The 24,839-nt window shown below is 60.3% G+C and carries 22 protein-coding genes and 1 tRNA gene; 12 read left to right on the forward strand and 11 right to left on the reverse strand.

What is annotated here, in order from left to right; genetic code table 11:
* The first annotated feature begins 11 nt into the window (after window positions 1-11).
* The 3 genes from JDW18_RS17290 to JDW18_RS17300 all read left to right on the forward strand — a co-directional run bounded on the left by JDW18_RS17290 (window position 12) and on the right by JDW18_RS17300 (window position 3,674).
* Window positions 12-1,310: a c-type cytochrome gene (locus tag JDW18_RS17290; protein ID WP_218240688.1), complete on the forward strand. Its 1,299-nt coding sequence runs from the start codon at window positions 12-14 to the stop codon at window positions 1,308-1,310.
* Window positions 1,311-1,471: 161 nt separating this feature from the next.
* Entirely contained in the window at window positions 1,472-2,554 is a 1,083-nt protein-coding gene (locus tag JDW18_RS17295; protein ID WP_218240690.1) for an XdhC family protein, read from the forward strand.
* A 127-nt stretch (window positions 2,555-2,681) separates the two neighbouring features.
* A complete protein-coding gene (locus JDW18_RS17300) occupies window positions 2,682-3,674 on the forward strand; it encodes a DNA/RNA non-specific endonuclease (RefSeq protein ID WP_218240692.1) in 993 nt (330 codons plus the stop codon).
* A gap of 218 nt (window positions 3,675-3,892) precedes the next feature.
* Here JDW18_RS17300 and JDW18_RS17305 read toward each other — a convergent pair whose 3' ends face one another.
* From JDW18_RS17305 to JDW18_RS17320, 4 genes are all read right to left on the reverse strand, one after another.
* Window positions 3,893-4,249 (reverse strand): DsrE/DsrF/TusD sulfur relay family protein, encoded by a 357-nt coding sequence (locus tag JDW18_RS17305; RefSeq protein ID WP_218240694.1) that lies wholly within the window; start codon window positions 4,247-4,249, stop codon window positions 3,893-3,895.
* 122 nt (window positions 4,250-4,371) lie between these two features.
* Window positions 4,372-4,611 (reverse strand): sulfurtransferase-like selenium metabolism protein YedF, encoded by a 240-nt coding sequence (yedF, locus tag JDW18_RS17310; RefSeq protein ID WP_218240696.1) that lies wholly within the window; start codon window positions 4,609-4,611, stop codon window positions 4,372-4,374.
* Window positions 4,612-4,625: 14 nt separating this feature from the next.
* Window positions 4,626-5,837 (reverse strand): selenium metabolism membrane protein YedE/FdhT, encoded by a 1,212-nt coding sequence (gene yedE / locus JDW18_RS17315; protein WP_218240698.1) that lies wholly within the window; start codon window positions 5,835-5,837, stop codon window positions 4,626-4,628.
* A gap of 208 nt (window positions 5,838-6,045) precedes the next feature.
* On the reverse strand, window positions 6,046-8,274 hold the full coding sequence (locus JDW18_RS17320; protein WP_218240699.1) for a hypothetical protein: 2,229 nt from the start codon (window positions 8,272-8,274) through the stop codon (window positions 6,046-6,048).
* Between the two features lie 226 nt (window positions 8,275-8,500).
* Between JDW18_RS17320 and JDW18_RS17325 the strand changes: the two genes are divergently transcribed.
* Both JDW18_RS17325 and fahA read left to right on the forward strand, forming a co-directional pair.
* Window positions 8,501-9,235, forward strand: a complete 735-nt coding sequence (locus JDW18_RS17325) for a GntR family transcriptional regulator (RefSeq protein WP_218240701.1) — start codon at window positions 8,501-8,503, stop codon at window positions 9,233-9,235.
* 96 nt (window positions 9,236-9,331) lie between these two features.
* A complete protein-coding gene (gene fahA / locus JDW18_RS17330; RefSeq protein WP_218240703.1) occupies window positions 9,332-10,639 on the forward strand; it encodes a fumarylacetoacetase in 1,308 nt (435 codons plus the stop codon).
* A 183-nt stretch (window positions 10,640-10,822) separates the two neighbouring features.
* Here fahA and JDW18_RS17335 read toward each other — a convergent pair whose 3' ends face one another.
* A complete protein-coding gene (locus tag JDW18_RS17335; protein WP_218240705.1) occupies window positions 10,823-12,049 on the reverse strand; it encodes a hypothetical protein in 1,227 nt (408 codons plus the stop codon).
* 211 nt (window positions 12,050-12,260) lie between these two features.
* On the opposite strand from JDW18_RS17335, the gene JDW18_RS17340 reads away from it, so the two are divergent.
* Together JDW18_RS17340 and JDW18_RS17345 are read left to right on the forward strand one after the other, a co-directional pair.
* Complete coding sequence (locus tag JDW18_RS17340; protein WP_218240706.1) at window positions 12,261-13,529, forward strand: SPOR domain-containing protein; 1,269 nt, start codon at window positions 12,261-12,263, stop codon at window positions 13,527-13,529.
* 173 nt (window positions 13,530-13,702) lie between these two features.
* Complete coding sequence (locus JDW18_RS17345; RefSeq protein WP_218240708.1) at window positions 13,703-14,101, forward strand: I78 family peptidase inhibitor; 399 nt, start codon at window positions 13,703-13,705, stop codon at window positions 14,099-14,101.
* Window positions 14,102-14,119: 18 nt separating this feature from the next.
* Here the strand turns inward: JDW18_RS17345 and hemW are convergent, their stop codons facing one another.
* From hemW to JDW18_RS17365, 4 genes are all read right to left on the reverse strand, one after another.
* Window positions 14,120-15,352 (reverse strand): radical SAM family heme chaperone HemW, encoded by a 1,233-nt coding sequence (gene hemW, locus JDW18_RS17350; protein ID WP_218240709.1) that lies wholly within the window; start codon window positions 15,350-15,352, stop codon window positions 14,120-14,122.
* Window positions 15,353-15,555: 203 nt separating this feature from the next.
* Window positions 15,556-16,155, reverse strand: coding sequence for a non-canonical purine NTP pyrophosphatase (locus JDW18_RS17355; protein ID WP_218240710.1), 600 nt, complete (start codon window positions 16,153-16,155; stop codon window positions 15,556-15,558).
* Window positions 16,156-16,261: 106 nt separating this feature from the next.
* Window positions 16,262-17,167 carry a PP2C family protein-serine/threonine phosphatase gene (locus JDW18_RS17360; RefSeq protein ID WP_218240711.1) on the reverse strand — a complete coding sequence of 302 codons (906 nt, stop codon included), beginning with the start codon at window positions 17,165-17,167 and terminating at the stop codon, window positions 16,262-16,264.
* Window positions 17,164-18,198 (reverse strand): serine/threonine protein kinase, encoded by a 1,035-nt coding sequence (locus JDW18_RS17365; RefSeq protein WP_218240712.1) that lies wholly within the window; start codon window positions 18,196-18,198, stop codon window positions 17,164-17,166. The genes JDW18_RS17360 and JDW18_RS17365 overlap by 4 nt, the downstream gene beginning before the upstream one ends.
* An 89-nt stretch (window positions 18,199-18,287) precedes the next feature.
* Here JDW18_RS17365 and JDW18_RS17370 point away from each other — a divergent pair, with 89 nt between their 5' ends.
* The 5 genes from JDW18_RS17370 to JDW18_RS17390 all read left to right on the forward strand — a co-directional run bounded on the left by JDW18_RS17370 (window position 18,288) and on the right by JDW18_RS17390 (window position 23,862).
* Window positions 18,288-19,181, forward strand: coding sequence for a YicC/YloC family endoribonuclease (locus JDW18_RS17370; protein WP_343216771.1), 894 nt, complete (start codon window positions 18,288-18,290; stop codon window positions 19,179-19,181).
* Window positions 19,182-19,244: 63 nt separating this feature from the next.
* Window positions 19,245-19,874: a guanylate kinase gene (gene gmk / locus JDW18_RS17375; RefSeq protein WP_218240714.1), complete on the forward strand. Its 630-nt coding sequence runs from the start codon at window positions 19,245-19,247 to the stop codon at window positions 19,872-19,874.
* Window positions 19,875-19,892: 18 nt separating this feature from the next.
* Window positions 19,893-20,096, forward strand: coding sequence for a DNA-directed RNA polymerase subunit omega (gene rpoZ, locus JDW18_RS17380; protein ID WP_158385060.1), 204 nt, complete (start codon window positions 19,893-19,895; stop codon window positions 20,094-20,096).
* A gap of 104 nt (window positions 20,097-20,200) precedes the next feature.
* On the forward strand, window positions 20,201-22,456 hold the full coding sequence (locus JDW18_RS17385) for a RelA/SpoT family protein (protein WP_218240716.1): 2,256 nt from the start codon (window positions 20,201-20,203) through the stop codon (window positions 22,454-22,456).
* 95 nt (window positions 22,457-22,551) lie between these two features.
* Window positions 22,552-23,862, forward strand: coding sequence for a lytic murein transglycosylase (locus JDW18_RS17390; protein WP_218240717.1), 1,311 nt, complete (start codon window positions 22,552-22,554; stop codon window positions 23,860-23,862).
* Window positions 23,863-24,058: 196 nt separating this feature from the next.
* Here JDW18_RS17390 and greB read toward each other — a convergent pair whose 3' ends face one another.
* Window positions 24,059-24,619 carry a transcription elongation factor GreB gene (gene greB / locus JDW18_RS17395; RefSeq protein ID WP_218240718.1) on the reverse strand — a complete coding sequence of 187 codons (561 nt, stop codon included), beginning with the start codon at window positions 24,617-24,619 and terminating at the stop codon, window positions 24,059-24,061.
* Window positions 24,620-24,721: 102 nt separating this feature from the next.
* Window positions 24,722-24,798 (reverse strand) — tRNA-Arg (locus tag JDW18_RS17400).
* Window positions 24,799-24,839 lie beyond the last annotated feature (41 nt).

The following is a 24,839-nucleotide window of genomic DNA, read 5'->3' on the forward strand; positions in this document are numbered from 1 at the left end:
AGACGATCAAGATGAATACTTTCAAAAAAATCGTGGTGGGTGGCGCTGCATTCGTGGTGGTGCTGGCCGCTGCCGGTCTGGCACTCACACATCAGGGCGAGATTGCACCGCAAACCAGCATTCCCACAGCCCAGTTCACCCCCGAGCAGATTGCCAAGGGCAAGCTGCTGGCTGCCATGGGCGACTGCGCGGTCTGCCACACCGCTGCCAATGGCAAGACCAATGCCGGCGGCCTGGCCATGCCCAGCCCCTTTGGCACCATCTACACCAGCAACATCACGCCCGATGCACAAACCGGCATTGGCAGCTGGAGTTTTGAAGCCTTCGAGCGCGCCATGCGCCATGGCGTGGACCGCGAAGGCCAGTACCTGTACCCCGCCTTTCCCTACACCGCCTTCAGCCGCGTCACCGACGATGACATGAAGTCGCTCTACGCCTTCCTGATGAGCGAGCCCGCCGTGGAAAACGAGCCGCCCAAAACGGCGCTGAACTTCCCCTACAACGTGCGCCGTGGCATTGCAGCCTGGAACTGGCTCAACCTCAAGCCCGGCGTCGTCAAGGATGACGAAAAGCAAGCCCCCGAATGGAATCGCGGTGCCTATCTGGTTGAAGGTCTGGGCCACTGCAGCGCCTGCCACACGCCGCGCAACTCTCTGGCCGCTGAAAAGACGGGCGAGTTCCACTTTGCGGGTGGCAGCGCCGAAGGCTGGGACGCCCCAGCGCTGACAGCCAAGTCGCCATCCCCCCTGCCCTGGACACAAAGCGACCTCATCGACTACATGAAGACCGGCTTCTCGGCACGCCATGGCGTGGCCGCCGGCCCCATGGCCCCTGTGGCCCACGGTCTGAGCCAGCAGCCCGATGCTGACCTCCATGCCATCGCCACCTATCTGATGAGCTACCGCGATGCCAGCGCTGCCCCCGGTGATGCTGAAGCGCTGATCAAGGAAAAGACGGCAACACCCAAGCTGGCGCTCGATTCCGAAGGCTACCGCCTCTACCAGGGTGCCTGCATGGCCTGCCACCGCGCAGATCCGTCGGCCAGCACTTTTGGTGTGCGCCCGCAACTGGCGCTGAGCACCAGCTTGCACGCCGATTCGCCTGACAACGCCATCATGGCGGTGCTGGAAGGTGTGCAAAAGCCTGCGCATGCGGAACTGGGCACCATGCCCGCCTTCCGCCATGCACTCAGCGATGCGCAAATTGCCACCCTGCTCAACACCATGCGCGCCCAGTACGGCGTGGCCGAGTGGAGTGATCTGAAGAGCAAGGTCGCAAAGCTGCGCCAGCAAAGCGCCGCCGCCCACTAAACACTGAGGGCGGACACCACGGCCTTTCCGCGACCTTCAGCAGGTATCGGGAAGGCCTTTTTTCTGCATCAATCTGGCCAAAGGTTTAGGGTTCATACATCTGACACGCCCCCGCCAGACAGCAAACTACCCGCAGATTTTTCAATCTCTGAAAGCAATCAATGGACAACATCGACGTCATGGTGCTCAAAGCCCTGCTCGACTGGCGCAGCAACGGTCAGCACGCCCTGCTGGCCACCGTGGTGCGCACCTGGGGCTCATCGCCTCGTCCAGTCGGCTCGATGATGGTGCTGCGTGAAGATGGCCGTGCCATTGGCTCCGTCTCGGGCGGCTGCATTGAAGACGATCTGATTGCACGCCACACCCGTTCCCTGAATCAGAACCTGGGCATTGCCGACGGTGCGCCGCAGTTCGTGCGCTATGGCGTCAGCGCCGATGAAGCCCATCGCTTTGGCCTGCCATGCGGCGGCACGCTGGAGCTGCTGCTGGAATTCAACCCCGATGCCACCCAACTGCAGCAACTGGTGCAACTGCTGGAAGGCGGCGCACTGGTGCAGCGCAGCGTGAACTGCGAAAGCGGCGCTGTTTCGCTGGTCGTTGCCAACGAACCAGACACGCTGGAATTTGACGGTCACACCCTCGTGAACCACCTGGGCCCTGGCTACCGCATGCTGCTGATTGGCGCTGGGGCACTGGCTGAATATCTGGCCACCATGGCGCTGTTCAACGGCTTTACCGTCACCGTCTGCGACCCTCGTGAGGAATACATGGGCAGCTGGTCCGTGGCTCAAGTCAACAAAGTTACCGACATGCCTGACGATGCCGTCACCGCCTTCAAGCCTGATGCGCGCAGCTGTGTTGTGGCCCTGACGCACGACCCCAAGCTCGACGACCTGGCCCTGCTCGAAGCCCTCCACAGCCCCGCTTTCTATGTCGGTGCAATTGGCTCACGCCGCAACAACCATGCGCGGCGCGACCGCATGATGGAGCACTTTGACGAAACCGAGGAATCGCTGGCCAAGCTGCGCGGCCCGATTGGTCTGTACATCGGCAGCAAGACCCCGGCCGAGATCGCCGTGAGCGTGATGGCCGAAATTCTGGCCGTAAAAAATGGCGTTCCCCTGCCTCAGGCCATGTCGGTAGAAGCCGCCAAGCAGGAACACGACATTGCCATGAACGAAGCCAGCACGGCGTGTGCCATTCCGGAAATCGTCAGCCCCGCAAGTGCCGCACGGCCGCAGTAATGGCCCCCGCATAGCACGCAGAAAGTCGCACTGTCACAAGTGCTTTCATCCCCCTTCATAGAAAGTGCTGCCTAAGGGGCGCACTATGCTTTTGGAAGCACTCAAGCGGCGTACCATTGCCGCCTGAATGACGACCGCCTCCAAAAAGAAAACACCTGCGCGCAAGCGCAGCACGGCCTCCAGGGCTGCTGCTTTCAGCCTCTCCCGCGCCAAGCGCTTTGTTCTGTCTGCCGGGGCCGCTGCGCTGGCCAGCTTTCAGATTGCCAGTTGCAGTTTCAACCCCGCATGGTCGGCGGAAAAGCTGATCAATCAGGCCCTGTCCGCGCTGGAGCTACCCGCGCTGGATGCCTTTCGCAAGAATGGCTGGCCCGGCATGGGAGACGCGCCAGCTCACTCCAGCCCCGTGGGCGGCACGGTGGGCCGGGCCGACATCACGGCGTCCAGCCAGCCGCTGAATTTTTCCAGCTGCCCGCAGTTCTTTCCTGGCGGCCACGCCCCCTCTCTGCAACTTCAGCCCCATGAACGGGAGCTGTGCTTTACCGCCTTTGCCGTGCTGCACAACGGCAGCACCAAAACCCCGGTCTTTGTGGCCGAGCGCCTAAACCGCGCATCGCTGCAGAAAGCGCAGGGGCTGGAGCGCACTGACAAGTTCTATGCCGATGCCCGGCTGCCCCGCGCCGAACGCTCGGAACTGGACGACTACAAGCGCTCCGGTTTTTCGCGTGGCCATATGGCACCGGCGGCCGATATGAGCACCCCCGAGGCCATGGCGCAAAGCTTCAGCCTTGCAAACATGGTGCCGCAGAACCAGCAGCACAACGCCGGCGCCTGGAGCCAGGTCGAGCAAGCAACCCGCAAATATGTGCTGCGCGCCAAGGGCGATGTCTATGTTTTCACGGGCCCGGTGTTCGCCAAAAATGCGCCAACGATTGGCCCGAACAAGGTAGCCGTGCCTGACTACATCTTCAAGCTGGTCTATGACGCCACCACAGGCAAGAGCTGGGCGTACTGGCAGGCCAATAGCGCAGACACCCGTATGGGCCCGCCCATCAGCTACGAAGAGTTCACACGCCGCACGGGAATGCCGCTGCTGTCAGGTGCGAGCCAGTCTCATACCTGATGCGAATCTGCGACGGCTATTGATAAAAAAGTGAGCTGCAAGTCCCACCTATCCATTGGTTTCAAAGGATTTTTAATATCAATCTATGAACCCAGCTGCGCTAGACGCTCTCTTTTTTGAAACCACCAGCGTTCTCTGGGCATAAAAAAAACGCTGGACGTTCGCACATCCAGCGTCATTTTCAGAGCTAAGGCCAGCGCCCCGCCTTCAGCGACAAATTAGAAGGTGATGACCTTGTCTGCTGCCAAAGTCCAGTCGGCCAGTTCTGGCAAGGTGCCAATTTCCACACCTTGAATCAAGGTCAGCTCAGCCAGACCACGCGCCAGCGCGCAGGTGCGGCACAGCTTAAGGGTCACACCTTCGGCCACCAGATGCTCGACCATAGCCTGCAGGTCTGTTCCAGCGCCGTCGTGCTGGTTAGGCAAGCCAACCACCGTCGCGTCGGACATCAAAAACACTTTCACTTCAGGCTTGTCATCGTGGCCACGCAAGGCAGTGGCCACACGCAGAGCCGACAGGCAACGCTCGCTGCCATAAGGCGCAGCGTGAACGATCAAAACGATTTTTTGAGACATAAGAACTCTGATTTCTGTAATTCACACCGCCAAAAACTGGCGCAACCCAACTCAGAGATGCCAAGCAAGAGCCGCCTCGCGGCGGGGCCGCCCAGGCGTAAAGCGCCTCAGGGGGTGTCACCTCATCGACGGATGAGGTATCGAATAGTCGGCCCATCCTGCTGAATCTCCAGCACTTCATAGCCGTGGTTCTTGGCGTCCAGTGGAATGTTGTTGATGGACTGCGGGCAATCCGACACGACTTCCAGAATCTGGCCCGGTTGCAGGCTGGGCATGGCTTCCAGTGTGGCAACTGCGGGATAGGGGCAGGGCTCGCCCAGCATGTTCAGGCGGAAGTCGGGAATGTATTTGCTATCACTCATGATGAATCCTTTGATTACGCAATGCGCGCTGCCGCAGCGGCCAGACGGGCCTTCTTGGCAAAGAAATGCTTTTCCCACCACAGCACCAGGCCCAGGGAGATACCCAGCATCACATAGGTCACCAGCAGGCCCCCTTGCGGGCCCAGCTCCTTGAGCAGGTTGACCTTGTCATAGTTGGTGGCGATCGCGGGGGCCAGGTCATCCCAGACCAGCGCCAGCAGCGTGGAGCCGATCACATTGCCCAGGCCCACCCACCAGTAATGCACCTGGCCTTCAACGGCGCGGTACATCCAGCCGGTTTCGCAGCCACCCGCCAGCACAATGCCAAAACCGAACAGCAGGCCACCAATCACGGCGTTGGGGCCGGCCCAGAAAATCTTGGGGTCCATGCCCAGTTGCACATAGCTGTAGATGCCAATCGTGCCCACTGCCATGCCCGCAATGATGGCCTTGGCCATCTGGGTGCGGCCCGTGATCCACAGGTCGCGGAAGGCCGAGGTAAAGCAAACCTGGGCGCGCTCAATAATCAGGCCAAAGGCCAGACCAAACAGAATGGCCATGCCTAGCTTGGGCGCTTCAGCAGCCTTGCAGATGCCCCAGGCCACGCAGGCCAGAAACAGTGCCATGCCAATGCGAAAACGGCGCTTGGCCTGGGCCTCGCTCTGCTCCAGTGGCTTGGGTGCATTGACCTTCTCCAGCTTCACTGGAATGCGGAAGATGGGCAGCAGGCTGACCTTGGCACCGGCCAGCGAGCCAATGGCCGTGGCAATCGCAAAGAACCATGCATGCAGCGAAAACTGAGGAATACCGGTGAAGAACGCCGCCAGATTGCAGCCCATGGCCAGACGCGCACCAAAGCCCGCGATGATGCCGCCCACAATGGCCTGAAACACGCGAATGCGGTGGTTGGGCATACGCAGCTTGACGTTATTGGCCCATAGCGCCGCCGAAAAGCACCCCACGAACATGCCGATGATCATCAGCCCGTCCACCCGGGTCAGCGGCGTGCCTTGCAGGCCGATGACCTTGAAGTAGCCCCAGTTGCTCAAATCCACGCCCGCAAACTGCAGCAGGTGCCCGCCCCAGCGGGTGAACTCGCCCGTAACGGCCCAGAAGGTGCCGGTAATGCCGAAGTAGTACGCAGATAAAACGCCCGCCGCAATCACTGCAGGTACGGGCGACCAGAAACGCACCAGGTATTGGTGCTTGAAGTCTTGCCAGCTCATTTCAATTTCCTGCCGCGCCTATTCACGCGACGTTTTCCGATCGGCCAGCAAAAAACGCAAAAACCCAGAGGATTTTTGCGTTTGAGTGCCCGCTGATGCGGCGATAAAAGATGCCCATCCATGGGCAGCAGGCGGGAAGGTCACCCACCTGCACAGGCTGGCAATTATCCGCCTCTGCCCTCAGGCAGGTGCGGCGGAAAAATTTACCTTACTTGGCTGCTGCGCCACCAGCAGCCGGGCTTGCAGCAGCCGCTGGTGCTTGCGGCGCAGCCGTTTCAGCAGCAGCGGCTGCAATTGGCGCGGGGTGCCAGCTGGCAGGCAGCACCACATTCAGCCAGCCCAGGCGCCAGGCCAGCAGCAGCGCCAGCACCACGCCAGCCACCAGCCACAGGCTGTTGCGCAGGCGGTGAGAGTCGGCAAATGGGTCCGCCAGATTGCGCTTGGCATTCAGGGGCACCTTGGCCGTCTGCGACAGGCTCTGGCCCAGCCCCAGGTTGATGTTCATGCGGCCATTGATGGCCCAGCCGCTGGCGTCCAGGATGGGGCCCAGGCTGCGCTGGCGCAGCTTCAGCCAGGCAATCATCATGCTGGGGCCGGAGATGGCGAGGATGATGCCCAGAATGGCCACCGGAATCCACGGGCCCAGTTCAATGAACTTGCCAAAGATGCCTACGGCGACCGCACTCAGGGAACCCAGTGCCACGCCAATGGCGGCCACAGTGCCTACATCGGTCTTGCGCGGTGCAGCGGTAGCGGCCAGGTCCTTGGGCGCCGTGGTCAGCTTGGCTGCACTCTCGCCCAGGCTAGTGTTGACCAGATCGTTCTTGGCCGCCGCATGCTTGGCCACCTGCTCTTCAATCATGCGCAGGAACTTCTTGTAAGGCGAGAAGAAGGCCTGGCCAATGCTGGTGGGGTTGTCGATCAGTTTGACGATGGTGGCATCCCAGTCATTGCCCGCACGGTCATAGAAGACGCCGTTGCGGCCCACGAACAGAAAGTCCACATCGCCGGCGGTGAAGGCCGCCACAATGGTTTTCTTCTCGCCTTCGCGCTTGCACTCGCAATAGGCCAGATAGGTCTTGGCCATGGCAGCCAGTGCGGAATGCGCGCCAGCGTCGGCCACTTCCACAGTCAGATCGCAGCTGCGGCCATCCAGAAACAGCGTACCTGCCTGAAAAGCGGCGCCTTCGCGGCGGTAAAAGCGCGAGAAGGAAACAAAGTTGTTAAGCAGCTCCAGCAGATCTCGCTGCAGGCGAATGAGCTTTTCCAGCGCCATGGCCTGTTCGCTGTGCTCTTTCTCGGCCTCATCATGATCCAGCAGCGCCAGCAACTGGGCTTCCACACCGCTGCTCAGCAGGGCCTGTACTTCGGCTTCAGGCAGACTGCCCAGCGGCGTTGCCGGGCAGGCGGCCAGCCATTCCTGGCACTGGGCCAGCGTGCTCTTGAGCTGCTCCCACTGCGCCTGCGTCAGCTGTACCAATGCCTCGCCAAATACGGGCTTCACTGCCTGCTCACGCAAAGTCTGCAAAGCACCGGCCCAGGCAGGGTTCACGCCAGCCACCAGGGGCAGCACGCGCTCTCCAGTCACTGCAGCCAGTGGCAGGGCGGCAATGCTGTCAGAGCCATTGTTCAGCACCTGCGCGCCCAGGGCGGCATAGCCTTCTTCGGTGGGGTTGAGCGGCGCCAGCGCGCGCGGGTCAAACTCCACCAGCCCTGTGCGGGCAAAAAAGTCATCCACCTTGGCCTGTACGGCATTCACCGCCTCTGCAGCCGCCAGCGCCAGGGCGCGGGGCGTGAGCTGGCAGCCCAGTTCAGCCGCCTGGGCAAACCAGGCCTGCAGGGCACGCGCATCGGCAAAGAAGGCTTCTGCACGTGGGCGGTCGATGCCCGCTACGCCGTCGCAGCCATCCACGCTGCCATAGGCCTCCTGAATACGGGTAATCAGCGCAGTCAGCACCTCATCCGATTCCGCCGTGGCGCTGGAAATCACGCCATCGCCGTTGAAGCGCAGCGCCTGCAGCGAAGCCAGACGCTCCTGCACCTGCGCCAGCGTGATGGCACGGGCATCGCTTTGCCCCGCCAGCGCCAGCACCCGCTGCGCTTCAGCCAGCAGCATGGCGCCCTCTTCGCTGCTGTCGTTGATGCTGGCCAGTTGCAGCACATCACCGCCATCCGCCAGCACCTGCGGGTCTTTTACCCGCGCAACGGCCCATTCGCAGGCAGCCACCAGCTCAGGTGGGCGAATGCGGCCATCCTTGCTGACGTCAATCAAATCCAGCGTTGCACCGTCGAACTCTATGCCTCGCGTCGGGCAGGCCAGCGCGACCCAGAGCTTCTGATCCAACTCACCAATGTGGGCAATGTCCTGGCCGGTACGGATCACAACCTGATCCACATCGCCAGCACGGAAAAACTGCCACTCGTACTGCTGCTCCATGAAACTAACAACTCCTGGGCGCCTTGCCCCTGTCAAACACGCAAACACTCAGGCACCACTTGCGCAGTGCGCTATCAAAACCTGAAGTGTAAAAGTCATCAAGCTGACAAATTGGCGATATTTGTGAACTCTTGCATCCAAATACAGGAACTTTTCTCAAAGCTGTGCAAGAATAAAGTTATTGTTTAGATACTTTATTTCCTCAACGCTGCCGCCAACAACTGCCATGAGCACCAACGCCTCCGCCCAGACCCGTGACAAGCTGCACCTGCAGCTGGCCCGGCTCTTTCGCAGCAAGATAGCGACCGGCGAGTGGGCCGTGGGCCAGAGCATTCCCACGGTGGAAGAACTGGAAGCGCTGCACAGCGTCTCGCGCACCACCGTGCGCATGGCGGTCAGAGCGCTGGTTGATGAAGACCTGCTGGAGACCCGAAAGCGCGGCGGCACCAGAGTCATGGGGCAGCCATACAAGCCGCCATCATTTTTGCTGCCAGGCAGCTGGCAGCAACTGGTGGCATTTGGCGAACAGATCGAGCCCATCACACTGCATACCGCGCACGACTGCATCCCTCCCATTCCTGCGGGCTTTCCTCAGCCCGGACAACTGGCCGATGCCTATGTGCATTTTCTGCGCGCCCACACCCATGACGACGCACGTTTTTGCCTGTCCGAGCTGTATGTGGAGCAAGGCCTGTACCCCGAGATCGAAGTCCAGCTTGAGGACGCCACGCTGGCGCAGGCACTGGGCAGCGCGCCGTCGCGCATCGCCGCCGCACGCCAGCACCTGAGCGTGACCCTGGCCGACGAGCTGATTGCCGAACACCTTGGCGTGCCACTGGGCACGGCCTTGATCCAGGTCTTGCGCTGGGCCTGCAACCCGCAGGGCGTGCTGATTTACTGGGCCAAGATTCGCTACCGCAGCGAGTATGTGCACATTGAAATGGACATGCTGCAGCAATGAGCGCGCCAAGCCAAATATTCAAAATCAATAGCAGATAGCGCATATTCCATAAGCGCTACAACCCGTTTTTAACGATATCGATTCAAGGAGATGAACATGGCATTGAACGAAACCCACGACACCGGCCTGCAAAGCTGGGTGGCCAGCGCCAACACCGGCAAGAGCGACTTCCCCATCCAGAACCTGCCCTTCGCGGTCTTTCGCCGCACTGGTAGCAGTGAAGCCTTTCGCGGCGGTGTAGCCATTGGCGATCAGGTGCTGGACATGGCCGCCGTGCGCGATACCAAAGCCCTGCACGCTGATGTGCAGGCGCAGGTCGATGCCGCTGCTCAGGGCAAGCTCAATGCACTGATGGGCATGAACCCCGCACAGTGGTCGGCCCTGCGCCTGGCCCTGTCGCGCGCCCTGCGTGCTGGCGCGGCCGCCGAAGCCGCACTCAAGGCCTGCCTGGTGCCGCAGTCCGACGTTGAATACACCGTGCCCGTGCAAGTGGGCGACTACACGGACTTCTACACCTCCGTCTATCACGCCACCAATGTGGGCAAGCTGTTTCGCCCCACCAACCCGCTGATGGAGAACTACAAGTGGGTGCCCATCGGCTACCACGGCCGTGCCTCCAGCATCCGCATCTCGGGCGTGGATTTCAAGCGTCCCAAGGGCCAGCTCAAGGCACCTGATGCCAATCCCGCTCTCTTGCCCTGCAACCGTCTGGACTACGAACTGGAAATGGGCATCTACGCCGGTGCAGGCAACCAATGGGGCGATGCAATTGGCATTGACGACGCGGAAAACCACATCTTCGGCCTGTGCCTCTTGAACGACTGGTCGGCCCGTGATGTGCAGGCCTGGGAATACCAGCCGCTGGGCCCGTTCCTCTCGAAGAACTTTGCCACCAGCATCTCGCCCTGGGTGGTGACGCTGGAAGCACTGGCGCCCTACCGCACTGCCTTCACGCGCCCCGCCGAAGACCCACAGCCCCTGCCCTACCTCAGCTCTGACGCCAACTGGCAAAGCGGCGCGCTGGATGTGCAGCTGACCGTCGCCATTCAGACCGCCCAGATGCGCGCTGCGGGCCAGGAAGCCGCTCAAATCACCCAGACCAGCTACCGCCACGCTTACTGGACCATGGCGCAACTGGTGGCCCACCACACCGTCAACGGCTGCGACCTGCAACCTGGTGACCTGATGGGCACAGGCACGCTTTCCGGCCCCACAGCCACCGAAGCTGGTGCGCTGCTGGAAATCACCGAAGGCGGCAAGAACCCGCTGACCCTGCCCAATGGCGAAACCCGTACCTTCCTGCAAGACGGGGACGCCGTGGTCTTCACCGGCTGGTGCGAAAAGCCCGGCGCAGCCCGCATCGGCTTTGGCGAATGCCGGGCCACGGTGCTGCCCACCGCCTGAGGCTTTGAACGCTTCGACTAACGCTTCTGATTAGATAGCTGCTCGCGCTTATTTAATAAGGGCTTCAGGCTGAAAAGGCTTCAAATCTAATCACCAGCCCCGCCGCGCCGCCCGCAAGGCCGCGCGGCTTTTTCAGCCCATGCTGGAGAGGTCTGGATGCTGAAAGCAGCGCGCTTCGCTCACTCAGCGCATATTGCCGATGATGGAGGTCCTCGCATCCTGCATCTTTCTTATCAACGCAGCCATTTGTTCAAACGCCTCGTTTCTTTTGGCTAAAGCGCTCTGCAACCGAAGCATGTCCATCTGCTGAAATGGGCTCAAGCTATCCATCACCGTCTTGACCTGGTTGAACATCACCACACCAAAACCAGAGGCATCCTTCCCCGCACAATCCAAGTCCAAATTGGTCTTCTGCGCGCAGAAATCGCGCCAAAGTTGGTCGTCCTTCCCGTTCTGGCTCAATGCCTGCTGCAAATCCTGGATACGCGCATTCCGAGCTTGTTCTTTTTCCATTTGCGCCTTAATTTGCTGCTCAAGCAGGCCCGAGCGCTCCTGCTGCATTCCCAGCATCAATGCCATTAGCTCCTCATTGGAGAGGGAACTCTTGAGAATTCCGGCAATACTGGGCTCACCTTGTTCGCTCAGCACACTGCTACTAGCCAAGGTACTGACTTTGGCCTGCACCTTGACTTGCGCAGTCCCTGTGCGGCAATAGCTGTACAGGCTCGATTTCGACACCACCCGCGTCAGCCCGGGGCCGCAAGCAGGCGGCGTCTCGTCGAAAACGCTGGCATTGTCCTGCGCAGCCAGCGCCTCGCGCAGGTTCAGCTCGGGCAACTGCTTGCTGGCAAAGGCTGGCATTTCGTCCATCCGGTCATAAAAATCCAGATACTGCTGCAGCGTCACACCCGAAGCGCCCACATCGTCCATCAGATCCACAATACGCCCGTCCAGGTCGTCAATTTCGGCCAGGATGGCCTGTGGATCACGTGTGCCTTCGTGCTCGGCCATGGCATTCCACAGTTGCTGGTAGAACTCGACTTGCTTGCGCCGCAGGCTCGCAGGGTCCACGAATGTGGATGCCCCGCTGCCCTGCACCGCCGAATCGCCACCATTGCGCTGCACGGATTCCAGAATGGAAACACGCACCCCATCCAGCAGCCCGGGCTGGCTGCTGTCCACCAGAGCTCCCGTCGGCGTTACGCCATAGACGACATAGTGACTGACCTGGCTGCCCTCCACCTCCAGCGGCGTTTCCATGGAGAATCTTTCGCCCGGCTTCATCTCGCTGACAGGCGTGACGGCCTCGCTCTGCGCTCCATCAGGCTTGCTGCCGCCATCACCGCCTCCGCAGCCGACCAAAGCGCCTGCCACCAGCGCCAGCGTAGTGATATGTTTCCATCGATTCATGATTGGTCTCGCAGCATTCGTTGTAGATAGCCGGATTAAGCCCCTCACTGCCCACGCTGACCATCACTGAAATTGGGTATTTTGAGGTGAGGATCTGAAGCTCCAGTCTGGCGCAACATGCTGCTGATTCCGCAAACAAACGGCTTTGTGTCGGCTTTTTCACAGCAAGCGTGCCAACGCCCATTTGTAAGCTCATGACACAATTACCCTCATGCCTGCTGCACCGGACTCTCTGCACCCCGCCGCCTCTGCTTCTTCTTCACAGCGGCAGGAGCCTGTGCTCAACCCCGCCAAGAGCCAGGCCAGCAGCCCACTGCCCGCCTCTATTGCCGGTGCTTTTGCTGCTGCGGCTTATTCCATGCAGCACAGTCTGGAGCATGAAAGCCTGCCGAACGAGGAAGAAGACCCCGGCCTGCTGCCCCAGCTCTATGCCAGCCGCATAGGCCCACGCTCACAGGCTTATTACCTGGCGCAATTCAAACGCTTTGATGCGCTGGACCGCAGCCTGCCCAGCTGGAATATGGCTGCGGCCTTTTTCACTCTGGCCTGGTGCTGCCTGCGCGGGCTGTGGCAAGAAGCCGCCAAGTATCTGGCCGCTATCACAGCGGTGGCGCTGATCTGGTGGTTTGGCCTGCGCCCGGCGCTGCCCGGCGCCATTGCCCTGGGCCTGGGCGCTGCGCTATGGCTGGCCGCAGTGGCCGTGCCTGGCCTGCTGGGCAATGGCTGGTACTGGCGCACAGTGCGCCAGCAAACACTCAAGGCCATTGCAGACGCCCCCAATATGGCCCAGGTGCACAGCGCATTGCAGGCCCAGGCCGCGCCAGCCCATCAGAAGCTGGCAGCCATGCTGGTACTGGCCCTGCCACTGGCGGCCGCTGCTGGAGCAGGTCTTGCGCTGCTGCCCGCAAGGCAAGCACCTTCCGCAAAAACCACCACCCCTACACCGACATCTGTACCAACATCCGCACCTGCTGCGCAGAACGCTGTCCAGACCGCTGTTACACCCAAGGCTGCTATTGCGACTTCCGCGCCTGTCGCCACGCCTGAAACAGCGCCCGCCACGCCAGCGCCTTCCACTGTTGATGAAAGCTCTGCAAGCATCACGCCGAAGCCTGCCGCTGAAGCCGGTGAGGCCGCTAAGGCCGCAGCAGCTGCGCCAGCCACCGCGCCTGCTGCCAACCCCGCCCCCAAACGAAGTGCTTCCGCGGATCTGCAGCCCGGCAAGTTCTATCTGAATGTGGGAGTGTTCTCAGAGACAGGCAATGCGAGCACCGCCATAGCCGCCCTGAAAAAGTCAGATCTGCCGGTCATCAGCCAGACCCTGCCCAGCAACAAGGGCGAAGTCACCCGTTTGCGCAGCGGCCCGTTCGACAGCCGCAAGCGGGCCGAAAAAGCGGCTCGCAAACTGGAAAAAGCAGCACTCAAGCCCGTCGTCTTTCAGGCCACCGAAGCCCAGGCGCCCAGCCCGACCTCTCCTTAAACAGAAGCTGCTACCACTTCATTGAAGCCATTTTTCATGAGTATTAATGGCATAGTTCAATATAGACATACACCTGCAGCTTCTATTTTGATAGCAATCCAACTGCAACAGCTCATTGCACTTTATGGGCGAGCCAGCACACAAGACCTGCCAGACCCGCTATCGTGTGGGGCATGACACGCTATAAAACTCCAGGTTTTCGACTCTGCTGCAGCGCAGCTGCTCTGACCCTGCTGCTGGCAGGCTGCGCCACCACGGATTCGGGCACTTCCCCCAGCCGTCCGGCCACACCCAGCGGCACGCTGACGACTGGCAGCGCCGTCATCACGCCAGCCCCCACACAGCCCGCACCGCCGATTCGCCAAACGCAGACCTGCAATGCCAAGCCGGTTCAGCTCTATATCGGCCATAACACCGTGCCTTCCACGCTGGAGATGATCCGCAAGAAAGCCGGAGCCTACAGCGTGCGCGTGCTGGCCGAGAATCAGCCCAGCACCATGGAGTTTGACCAGGAGCGGCTGAACGTCATTACCAACGACGCTGGCAAGATCACCGCCCTGCGCTGCGGCTAAGCACCAGATGCTGAGCGATCAAAGAAACATTTCCTGCAGATCGCTCAAGAAATCAAAGCCACGTTCCGTGGGCACCACGCGGCCCAGGTCGCGGGTAATCAGGCCCTTGGCCTGCGCCTCATCCAGTCCCTTAGCAATGGACGACATGGGCAAGCCCGTGCGCTCCATGAATTCCTGCAACGCAAAGCCACCGCGCAGGCGCAGCGCATTGAGCATGTATTCAAACGGCAGATCGGCGCGCTTGACCTCGTTGTCCTGCGCCAGCGGCGTACCCGCCAGCGCCATGTCCATATAGCGTGCCGGATCACGGAAGCGCACCTGGCGCACGATGCGATGGGCAAAGCTCAGCTTGCTGTGCGCACCCGCGCCAATGCCCAGGTAGTCGCCAAACTGCCAGTAGTTGCTGTTGTGAAAGCACTGGTGGCCGGGTTTGGCATAGGCCGAAACCTCGTAGCGCTGCATGCCTGCCGCCGTCGTGCTGGCCGTAATCAGGTCCAGCATGTCGTAAGCCGTATCGTCCTCGGGCACCACGGGCGGGTACTTGGCGAAATAGGTATTGGGCTCAATCGTCAGGTGATAGATGGACAGATGCGGCGGCGCAAACGACAGCGCCGTATCCACATCGCGCTGCAAGTCGGCGATGGACTGACCGGGCAGCGCATACATCAGATCGATGTTGAAGGTCTCGAAATTGTCGGCCGCCTCGCGCACTGCCGCCTGGGCCTGCGCCGCATCATGCACACGGCCCACGGCCTGCAAAAAACGGTCATCAAAACTCTGCACACCAATGGACAAACGGTTCACGCCTGCACCGCGAAAAGCCTTGAAGCGGTCTTTCTCGAACGTGCCGGGGTTGGCCTCCATCGTGATTTCGCAGTCCGGCTCCATGCGCAGCCGCGCACGCAGCCCGGCAATCAGCTTGTCGATGGACTCTGGCGAAAACAGGCTGGGCGTGCCGCCGCCCATGAAGACGCTGTGCACCGTGCGTCCCCAGATCAGCGGCAGCGCCGACTCCAGATCAGCCATCAGCGCATCGATATAACGGTCTTCCGGCAGCGCATCCGTGCCCTTGCGTGCCTCATGCGAGTTGAAATCGCAGTACGGGCATTTCTTGAGGCACCAGGGCAGATGCACATACAGCGACAGCGGCGGCAAGCTGCCCAGCTGCAACGTGCCGGGGCGCATGTAATGCTGAATATCGCGCTGCACCGCAGCTTCTGCAGTCTCGGTTTGAGGCTGAATGGGGATCATGGGAGTGTTTTATATCTAGTTCAGGCAAAGACCAATGCAGCCAAAACTAGCACAGTCCCAGCCAGAGGTGCCGAGCAAGGACCTAGGCGGCCCCGCCGCCGCCCCGCAGCGAGGGCATCAGCGCGCAGCGCGTAGAGAAAGGGGCGCCCGGCTAGGGGGAAGGCGGGGGCGCCTAGGCAAAGCGCCTCAGCAGGTAACGCTAGTTACAGCCATCTTTCTTTCACCATCGCCAGCATCTTCTGCGAAGACATGCCACGGTGGCTGTGCGCATGTTTGACCTCGGGCGTCATCTCGGCAAAGGTCATGCCCAGCTCAGGAATCAGCAGCACGGGGTCAAAGCCAAAACCATTGCTGCCACGGCGCTCTGTCGTGAGCTGTGCCTGCACACGGCCCACGGCAATCAGCGGTTCGGGGTCCTTGGGCGAACGCACGCCCACCAGGGTGCTGACCATGGCGGCGCGGCGGTTTTCCACGCCCTGCATCTGCTCCAGCAGCGCACGCACATTGTTGTCATCGCTTTTCTCGTAGCCGAACTGGGTGCAGTAGTAAGCGGTATCTACGCCAGGCAGGCCACCAAAGTGGTCCACGCACATGCCAGCGTCGTCGGCAATGGCGGGCAAGCCGGTCTTTTCGGCCGCAAAACGCGCCTTGGACAAGGCGTTTTCCACAAACGTGCCGTAAGGCTCGGGCGCTTCACCCTCGAACAGGTCGCCCTGGCAGATCAGTTCCACGCCCAGAGGGGCGAACATGGCTTGCAGCTCAACGAGCTTACCGCGGTTGTTGGAGGCCAACACAATTTTCATGATAAAACCGCGCAAGTGCTTTTGGCACCTGCGCTATACGCTATTGATTCAGTAGTATTCAGCCGCTGCCTGCGGCCAGCGCCGGGCCTGCAAATGTGCAAATGGCTCAGGAGCGCGTCTTTTGTCGCTCTGCAGAGCGGCGGATGGCTTCATTGATCTCGGCAATCGATCGCTCGATGGCCTCGTCATCCATTTCATCCTCGCATGCTTCGAGCGGCCCCATCTGTATCGTGGATTCAAAGCCCTGGTCATCAATCTCCTGCGTGGAGATGGACGATGGCTCGAACACATTGGGAGTCTCCCACTCCAGCGCCAGCACCGTGACGTTGTCGCTGCTTTCCCCCGCCCGCTTGAGCGCGGTATCCACCAACTGCGGCACCAGCTGCGCCACGGGCTTGCGCCGCATGATGTGCAGCAGCTCGGCATTCGGCACGCTGCCCCACAGGCCATCAGAGCACAGCAGAATCTGGTCGCCCTGCTCCAGCCGCTTGGCCTCGCTGACGTCATAAATCGGCTTGGATGGCGATCCCAGGCAAGTGAACAGCACGTTGCGGTTGGACTGCGTCACCAGACCCGAGACCTTGCGCATCTCGCTATAAGAATGGTCGCGCGTGCGCTCTATCAATTGCCCGTCGCGCACCCAGTACAGACGCGAGTCACCGCAATGCGCCCAGTGGGCATGGCCATCCTGCACCACAGCAGCCACCAGCGTGGTGCGCGGCGTGTCCATCATGCCTTTGGCACTGGCGTAGCGCAGAATCTGACGATGGGCTTGGAGCAAAGCCTCTTCCAGAAAGGCTTTGGGGTCCTGCAGCGTGGGCTTGGCCTTTTGCTGAAAATGCACAGACACCACCTGCAGCGCAATCTGCGCTGCGATCTCTCCATCAGGGTGCCCGCCCATCCCATCTGCCAGAACAAACAAGGCAGACTCACGCGTGTAGCAATAACCCATGCGGTCTTCGTTGAGCGCACGCCCCCCGCGTCGGCTCAGCTGGAATACGGAAAATTTCATAATTTGCGCTTGCTGCTGTCAGGCACTGTGTCTCTTTCCGAACCGCCAATTTTCTGCAGATTCTTCTTGGCGTCATGCACCATATTGTCGAACTGCATGCGCATGCGTTCCTGCACCTTGAGCTTGGTGTAGCGACGCTCCCCCTCGCGGCTGAGTTCCTTTTGCAAGGCAAAAACCGACTGCGGGCGCGATAAAGGGTCCATGGCCATGCACCACTCAACCACCTCGATCAGGTTGTCAGAGTACACACCGCGCAATTTGCCCAGCGCAACCGACAGGCGGTCCTTATCCTGACGCTGAGGCGCTTCGTTCGGCGGCGTCCCCTGCATGCAGGCATAGATACAGGCGCCAATGGCGTAGATATCCGTCCACGGGCCCAACTGCGCATCGCGCCGATACATCTCGGGCGCAGCAAAGCCCGGGGTGTACATGGGACGAATGAAGTTGCCTTCCTTGGACAGCACTTCACGCGCCGCACCAAAGTCGATCAGCACCGCCTTGTCATCATTGGTGATGAAGATGTTGGCTGGCTTGATATCCAGGTGCAGCATCTTGTGCTGGTGCACGATGCGCAGGCCGCGCAGCACCTCATCAAACAGCGAGCGAATGGTGGACTCGCGAAAGACCTTGTCGGCCTTGAGATCGCGCGCCGTGACAATGAACTCCTGCAGGGTCGCCCCCTCCAGATAGTTCATGACCATGTACACGGTCTCGTTTTCGCGGAAGAAATTGAGCACGCTCACCACAGAGGCGTGCGAAATTTGGGCCAGCGAGCGCCCCTCCTCGAAAAAGCTTTTAAGCCCGAGGCGATACAGGGAGAGCTTCTCTGGCACAACAGCAGGCTGCAGCTCGTTCGGAGCACGGGTGGCCAGCGAGGCAGGCAGGTATTCCTTGATTGCGACTTGCTTACCCTCGGAATCCAAGGCCAAGTAAACAATCCCGAACCCACCGGAAGAAATCCTGCGTACCACCCGGTATCCACCAATCGTGCTGCCAGGCGGCAATGGCGCGGGCTTGATTTTTGTAGACATTTTTTACCGGTAAACCTCAAGGATGATTCGAAACCCGGATAATCGGGAAATTGCAAGCATCCATCAAAAGTCCAATGCCAGTTTACAGCATGACCGGATACGCCAGTGCTCAGCACAGCGCATCCATTGAGGGTGGTCAAGAGCCCCAATCGAGCAGCCGTCTGGGCCTTGAGATCCGTGCGGTCAACAGCCGCTTCCTGGATTTGTCCTTCCGCCTTCCCGACGAACTGCGCGCCCTTGAACCGGCCCTGCGCACCTTGCTCACCGCACGCCTCAAGCGCGGCAAGGTCGAAGTGCGAGCGGCCATCGACGTCACCGACAACCAATCCCTGTCCATTCCCAGCGCCCCGCAATTGCAGCGTCTGGTGACTCTTCAGGACTCCATCCAGGCCTGGCTGCCCAAGGCCCGCGACCTTTCCGTGGCTGATGCGCTGCGCCTGTGCAGCGGCTCCAGCACCACCAGCACAGACTGGAGCGAAATTGCCCCAGCCTTGGCCGAGCAAGCCATCACCGAGCTGCTGGCAGCCCGTGCCCGTGAAGGCGAACGTCTGGCCGCCATGCTGCTTGACCGCATCAAGCAGTTGCGCGAGCTGGCCAAGACCGCCACACCACTGGTTCCCCAGTTGGTAGAGCAGCAGCGCCAGAAATTCCTCGATCGCTGGAAAGAGGCCATGGCTCTGGGTGAAGGCTCTGTCGCCCCCGAAGCCGCTCAGGACCGTGCTCTGGCCGAAGCCACGGCTTTCGCCATTCGCATTGATGTTGCCGAAGAAGTCACCCGCCTGGGCTCTCACCTGGACGAAATCGAGCGCCTGCTCAAAAAGGGCGGCGACATCGGCAAACGTCTGGATTTCCTGATTCAGGAACTTCACCGCGAAGCCAATACGCTGGGCTCCAAATCTGCCACGCTGGAACTGACCCGTATCAGCGTTGACATGAAGGTGCTGATCGAGCAAATGCGCGAACAAGTGCAGAACATCGAATAAGCAAACCCTGAGCGCATGCACCCCATGCGCTCAAATTCATGCTCCCCATTCATGCCCAAAGTCATGGACCATCCTGGAAATCTATTTGTCGTATCGGCCCCCAGCGGCGCTGGTAAATCCTCTCTGGTGCGCGCGCTGCGTGAATTCGATGCGCGCGTCTACCCTTCTGTCTCCCACACCACACGCGCACCACGTGGCCAGGAAAAGCATGGCCGCGAGTACTACTTTGTCTCGGACGCCGAGTTCGACGCCATGGTTGCCAACAATGGCTTCGTCGAATGGGCCAATGTGCACAGCCGCCGCTATGGCACGGCCAAGAAGTCGCTGGAAGAGCGTATCAAGGGCGGCACCGATGTGCTGCTCGAAATCGACTACCAGGGCGCATTGCAGGTCAAGAACGCGTTTCCCAATGCTGTGCTGATCTTCATCCTGCCTCCCAGCTGGGATGAGCTGCGCGCACGTCTGGAAAACCGTGGCGAAGACACGCCAGAAGTCATTGAGCTGCGCCTGAAAAATGCCTCGGAAGAGATGGCGCAGGTCGCAAAATTTGACTTCGTTATAATCAACGAATTGTTTGAGAGCGCGCTTTTTGATCTGAAAGCGATCATCCATGCGCAACGTCTCAAATATGCGGCCCAGCGGCGCCTTCGCGCCGACACCTTCGAGTCGCTCAACATCCCTGAATCCAACTGACCGTTCCCGGAGTTCCTGATGGCACGCATTACCGTTGAAGATTGCCTGGAGCAAATCCCCAATCGCTTCCAGCTCGTTTTGGCCGCTACTTATCGCGCCCGTATGCTCAACCAGGGTCACACACCCAAGATTGAGACCAAGAATAAGGCCGGCGTCACCGCCCTGCGCGAAATCGCAGAAACCAAGGTGGGCCTGGAAATGCTGAAGAAGGTGCCGGGTTAACCTGTTGCATCGCAGCACCAAAACGCACAATTAAGCACCGCTAGTCGGTGCTTTTTTGTTGCCATTAACTTGCACTAAGGACTTGCACGCTACATTTAAGGAATATGACAGCGGCCCAGAACTCGACGATTGCTTCCTCCACCCCGGCACCGGCCAAGCCTCAGCGCATGTCTGCTGAGCAAGCGGCCAGTGTGTCTGCTGCTGCGTTTGCCGGTCTGATGGAACACCTCAGTTACCTGGACGCCGACAGTGTGGATCGCGTCAGGCAGGCTTATGTCTACGCCGACAAGGCCCACACCGACCAGTGGCGCAGCAGTGGTGACCCCTACATCACCCACCCGATCGCCGTCACAGGCATCTGTGCCAACTGGAAACTGGACGCCCCGGCCCTGATGGCCGCCCTGCTGCACGACTCCATGGAAGACTGCGGCATTACCAAGTCCGACCTGGATCAGCGCTTTGGCGAAGATGTGGCCGAGCTGGTTGACGGGCTGACCAAGCTGGACAAGCTGCAGTTCAACAGCCGCGAAGAAAACCAGTCCGAATCTTTCCGCAAGATGCTGCTGGCCATGGCCCGCGATGTGCGCGTCATCCTCATCAAGCTGGCCGACCGCACCCACAATATGCGCACCATGAGCGACATGCCGCGCAGCAAGTGGGGCCGCATCTCGTCTGAAACGCTGGAAATCTATGCACCCATCGCCCACCGCCTGGGTCTGAACCAGACTTACCGCGAGCTGCAGGACCTGTCGTTCAAGCACCTGCACCCCTGGCGCTACGCCACACTGGAAAAAGCCATTGGCCGCTCGCGCACCCGCCGCCGCGACCTGGTGCAGCGTGTGCAGGACGAGGTCAACACCGAATTTTCCAAGCAAGGTCTGCCAGTGCGTCTGGTGGGTCGCGAAAGCACGCTGTATTCGCTGTATCTGCGCATGCAGAAGAACCAGCTGAGCTTTGCCAAGGTCACCGACATCTACGGCTTTCGCATCATGGTGCCCAAGGTTCTGGACTGCTACACCGCTCTGGGTGTGCTGCACCAGAAGTACAAGCCCATGCCGGGCCGCTTCAAGGACTACATTGCCATTGCCAAGAGCAACGGCTACCAGTCGCTGCACACCACACTGGTGGGCCCTTCCAGTGTCAGCATCGAATTTCAGATCCGCACGGAAGAGATGAATATCGTGGCCGAGGCTGGCGTGGCAGCACACTGGCTGTACAAGGCGCAAAAAGGTCACGACTCCGAACAACTGTCCACCCAGTGGCTGCAGTCCCTGCTCGACATTCAGAACGAAACCCGCGATGCGGCCGAGTTCTGGGACCATGTCAAAGTGGACTTGTTCCCTGATGCGGTCTACGTGTTCACACCCAAGAGCGAGATCATGGCCATGCCACGCGGCGCCACCGTGGTGGACTTTGCCTACGCCATTCACAGCAAGATCGGCCATCGCACCACTGCGGCCAAGATCAATGACGAAGAAGTACCGCTGCGCACCGAACTCAAGAGCGGTGATGTGGTGCAGATCATCACTTCCGAGACTTCTACGCCCAACCCCGCCTGGCTGAGCTTTGTGAAGACGGGCCGTGCACGCTCCAAGATTCGTTCATTCCTCAAGACCGCCGCCCAGACCGAAGCCGGGCAGCTGGGTGAAACCCTGCTGGGGCAAGCTCTGCGCGCCGAAGGCATTGATGCCATTCCGCTCCAGGATGATGCCAACAAGGGGGTCTGGGACGAGATTTTGCGCATCACAGGCAACCGCACACCGGCCGATCTCATGGTCGATATCGGCATGGGCCGCCGCATTGCTTCGCTGGTCGCCGCACGCATGACCACCTTCATGGCCAAGCAAGGTGTGCGCCCCGATGCCCTGCTGATCACCCAGGAACGCTTCAATACCGACAACCGCCCCTTCCAGGGCGCCGTCACGCTCAATGGCGATGAAAGCAGCTCGGTCTATTACTCGCATTGCTGCCGCCCTGTTCCAGGCGACCCCATCCTGGGCTACCTCGGTGGCCAGGGTCTGGTGGTGCACCATGCCCACTGCAGCAATGCACTAAAGCTGCGCGAAAAAGATGCTGACCGCTTCATCACGGTGGACTGGGCCGACGATGTGGCCAGACTCTTTGAAGCTGGCATTGTGGTTACCGTGCAGAACAACAAGGGTGTGCTGGCCCGCGTTGCGGCCGAGCTGGCCAATGCCGAAGCAGACATTGTTCGGGTGGAAATGACCGATGAAGTCGCTGTGGGCACCACCGATCTGCGCTTTGTAATTGCAGTGCACAACAATGTTCAGCTGGAAAACGCACTGCGCAATCTGCGCCGCCTGCATTCCGTGGTGCGAGCCAGCCGCGTCATGGCCTGACGAGAGCCTGGCAGACTGTAAATTGTTGCAAGCTGCCAGCCTGTTCTGACAGGCCGCAGCCTTCAGGGCAGCCATGAAGAGGCGACAATGGCTGCATGCCTTACACCGCTTTTTCCCAGCCCCGCTCACTGCTTGTCATTGCCTGTGTGGCAGCGGTTTCACTCGCGGGCTGTGCCAGCCGCCCCGAAAATATTCCCACTACGCCATCTGCACCTGCAGCGCCTATCTCGGGTGTGGTTGAGCCGACCTCCGTTGCACCTGAAGAAGGCCGCCCGCGCCTGGATGCGCAAGGCTTTGAGCGCTGGAAACAGGCTTTCATGGTCAAGGCCGGCGCAGCAGGCATCAGCCCAGCCACCCTGCGCAATGTCAGCAACGCACGCCTGCGTGCCAGCGCTGTGAACTCCGACCGGGCCCAGCCCGAATTCACACGCACGCCCTGGCAGTATCTGGATGGTGCGGTATCGCCTCTGCGCATCAAAAACGGCAAGGCCAAGATGCAAGAGGCAGCGCCCGCCCTGCAATCTGCGGCCAAGCGCTACGGCGTGCCCGCCACGGTGATCGCAGCCATCTGGGGCATGGAAAGCAATTACGGCAGCAACTTTGGCAATTTCTCCACCATTGATGCGCTGGCGACCCTGGCCTACGAAGGCCGCCGCGCCGAATGGGCGGAAAAAGAGCTGATTGCCGCACTGCGCATCATCGACAACGGCGATATCGATGCTGCCCACATGATGGGCTCCTGGGCTGGAGCCATGGGTCACACCCAGTTTCTGCCCTCTGTGTTCCTGCAATATGCGGTGGATGCCGACGGCGATGGCCGACGGGACATCTGGGGCTCCATGGCAGACGTCGCGGCCTCTACCGCCAACTACATTGCCAGCTCAGGTTGGAATATGAACGAGCCCTGGGCCGTTGAAGTGCGCCCGCCTGCCAACTTCGACTACGCTCGTACCGAGCTTTCGCAGCGCCAAAACAGCAGCGCCTGGGCCAGCGAAGGCGTGCAGACCATTAGCGGGCAGGCTCTGCCCACCATGGCAGGTGCAGCCATCATCGCCCCTGCAGGTGCACGCGGCCCGGCCTTTATGGTGGGCAGCAACTTCCGCGCCATTCTTCGCTACAACAACTCGACCAACTACGCACTGGGCGTGGGCCTGCTGTCACAGCAACTGGCGGGCAATGGTGGCGTGATTGCAGACTGGCCAAGAGATCTGGCCCCGCTGTCGCGAGAGCAGACCCGCGCACTGCAGAACTCGCTCAACCAGCGCGGATTTTCTGCTGGCACCGCCGATGGGGTGATGGGCCCCGCAACCCGTGCAGGCCTACGGCAGTATCAGCAAAGCCAGGGGCTGGTTGCCGACGCCTACCCCACGCTAGAGCTGCTGCAGCGCCTGCAAGCGGGCATGTAGTCAGGCATTTCAACGCGCATCTGAACATGCAAATATGAGAGCAATTTGCGCACGCCAGATATTGAATCTCAGTTCAAACCAACTTGAATTCAAGATAAAGCCTGCGCACGCAGCTCTCAAAACAAAAGCGCGACACCGTAAGGCTGTCGCGCTTTTTGCATGAATGGGCGAGTGATGTGTACAAGCTATGCGCCGGCTATTGGGCTCGCTCCGGATACTTCACATCCAGAACTTCCAGCATGCGCACACCGGCAGGCGTAGGCAGAGCAACTTCATCGCCGATACGGGCCTTGAGCAGCGCACGTGAGACAGGCGCAATCCAGCTGACCTGGTTCAGCGCGCTCTCAGCCTCATCGATACCCATGATGGTGATGCTGCGCTCAACACCCTCGTCATCCACATAAGTCACGGTTGCGCCAAAAAAGACCTGGTCACTGCCTGCATGCACAGCAGGGTCCACCACTTCGGCAATTTCCAGGCGCTTGGTCAGAAAGCGAATACGTCGATCAATCTCGCGCAAGCGCTTTTTGCCATAAAGGTAGTCGCCGTTTTCCGAGCGGTCACCGTTGCTGGCCGCCCAGTGGACGATTTCCACAATTTTGGGCCGCTCGTTGTCAATCAGCTCCAGCAGCTCGTCTTTCAGGCGCTGGTAGCCTGCAGGTGTGATGTAGTTTTTGCCACCTGCGGGCAATGGCGGCAAAGCGCCGACTTCATCATCGTCGTCGCCATCGGATTCTTTGGTGAAAGCCTTGCTCATAGACCCGATCTTCACACAGATCCGAGCACTGCAAACCCAGTGAAGGTTTAAGGCCAGATACGAAAAAGCCTCAGAACCTTGCGATTCTGAGGCTTGTCGTTTTGGTGCGGCTGGCAGGAATCGAACCCACGACCCCTTGGTTCGTAGCCAAGTACTCTATCCAGCTGAGCTACAGCCGCTGAAGCATTGATTATATCCCGTTTTGGCGAAGATTTCGGGA

Origin of the sequence: Comamonas fluminis, assembly GCF_019186805.1 — a bacterium.
Lineage (GTDB): Bacteria > Pseudomonadota > Gammaproteobacteria > Burkholderiales > Burkholderiaceae_C > Comamonas > Comamonas fluminis.

Coding starts and splice junctions, on each gene's coding strand:
- JDW18_RS17300 (WP_218240692.1), top strand. CDS start 2,682: ATGACGACCGCCTCCAAAAAGAAAACACCTGCGCGCAAGCGCAGCACG.
- JDW18_RS17335 (WP_218240705.1), bottom strand. CDS start 12,049: ATGAATCGATGGAAACATATCACTACGCTGGCGCTGGTGGCAGGCGCT.
- JDW18_RS17360 (WP_218240711.1), bottom strand. CDS start 17,167: ATGAAATTTTCCGTATTCCAGCTGAGCCGACGCGGGGGGCGTGCGCTC.
- JDW18_RS17365 (WP_218240712.1), bottom strand. CDS start 18,198: ATGTCTACAAAAATCAAGCCCGCGCCATTGCCGCCTGGCAGCACGATT.
- JDW18_RS17325 (WP_218240701.1), top strand. CDS start 8,501: ATGAGCACCAACGCCTCCGCCCAGACCCGTGACAAGCTGCACCTGCAG.
- rpoZ (WP_158385060.1), top strand. CDS start 19,893: ATGGCACGCATTACCGTTGAAGATTGCCTGGAGCAAATCCCCAATCGC.
- JDW18_RS17370 (WP_343216771.1), top strand. CDS start 18,288: ATGACCGGATACGCCAGTGCTCAGCACAGCGCATCCATTGAGGGTGGT.
- JDW18_RS17305 (WP_218240694.1), bottom strand. CDS start 4,249: ATGTCTCAAAAAATCGTTTTGATCGTTCACGCTGCGCCTTATGGCAGC.
- JDW18_RS17345 (WP_218240708.1), top strand. CDS start 13,703: ATGACACGCTATAAAACTCCAGGTTTTCGACTCTGCTGCAGCGCAGCT.
- JDW18_RS17290 (WP_218240688.1), top strand. CDS start 12: ATGAATACTTTCAAAAAAATCGTGGTGGGTGGCGCTGCATTCGTGGTG.
- JDW18_RS17320 (WP_218240699.1), bottom strand. CDS start 8,274: ATGGAGCAGCAGTACGAGTGGCAGTTTTTCCGTGCTGGCGATGTGGAT.
- gmk (WP_218240714.1), top strand. CDS start 19,245: ATGGACCATCCTGGAAATCTATTTGTCGTATCGGCCCCCAGCGGCGCT.
- JDW18_RS17385 (WP_218240716.1), top strand. CDS start 20,201: ATGACAGCGGCCCAGAACTCGACGATTGCTTCCTCCACCCCGGCACCG.
- yedE (WP_218240698.1), bottom strand. CDS start 5,837: ATGAGCTGGCAAGACTTCAAGCACCAATACCTGGTGCGTTTCTGGTCG.
- JDW18_RS17340 (WP_218240706.1), top strand. CDS start 12,261: ATGCCTGCTGCACCGGACTCTCTGCACCCCGCCGCCTCTGCTTCTTCT.
- JDW18_RS17355 (WP_218240710.1), bottom strand. CDS start 16,155: ATGAAAATTGTGTTGGCCTCCAACAACCGCGGTAAGCTCGTTGAGCTG.
- fahA (WP_218240703.1), top strand. CDS start 9,332: ATGGCATTGAACGAAACCCACGACACCGGCCTGCAAAGCTGGGTGGCC.
- hemW (WP_218240709.1), bottom strand. CDS start 15,352: ATGATCCCCATTCAGCCTCAAACCGAGACTGCAGAAGCTGCGGTGCAG.
- JDW18_RS17295 (WP_218240690.1), top strand. CDS start 1,472: ATGGACAACATCGACGTCATGGTGCTCAAAGCCCTGCTCGACTGGCGC.
- greB (WP_218240718.1), bottom strand. CDS start 24,619: ATGAGCAAGGCTTTCACCAAAGAATCCGATGGCGACGACGATGATGAA.
- yedF (WP_218240696.1), bottom strand. CDS start 4,611: ATGAGTGATAGCAAATACATTCCCGACTTCCGCCTGAACATGCTGGGC.
- JDW18_RS17390 (WP_218240717.1), top strand. CDS start 22,552: ATGCCTTACACCGCTTTTTCCCAGCCCCGCTCACTGCTTGTCATTGCC.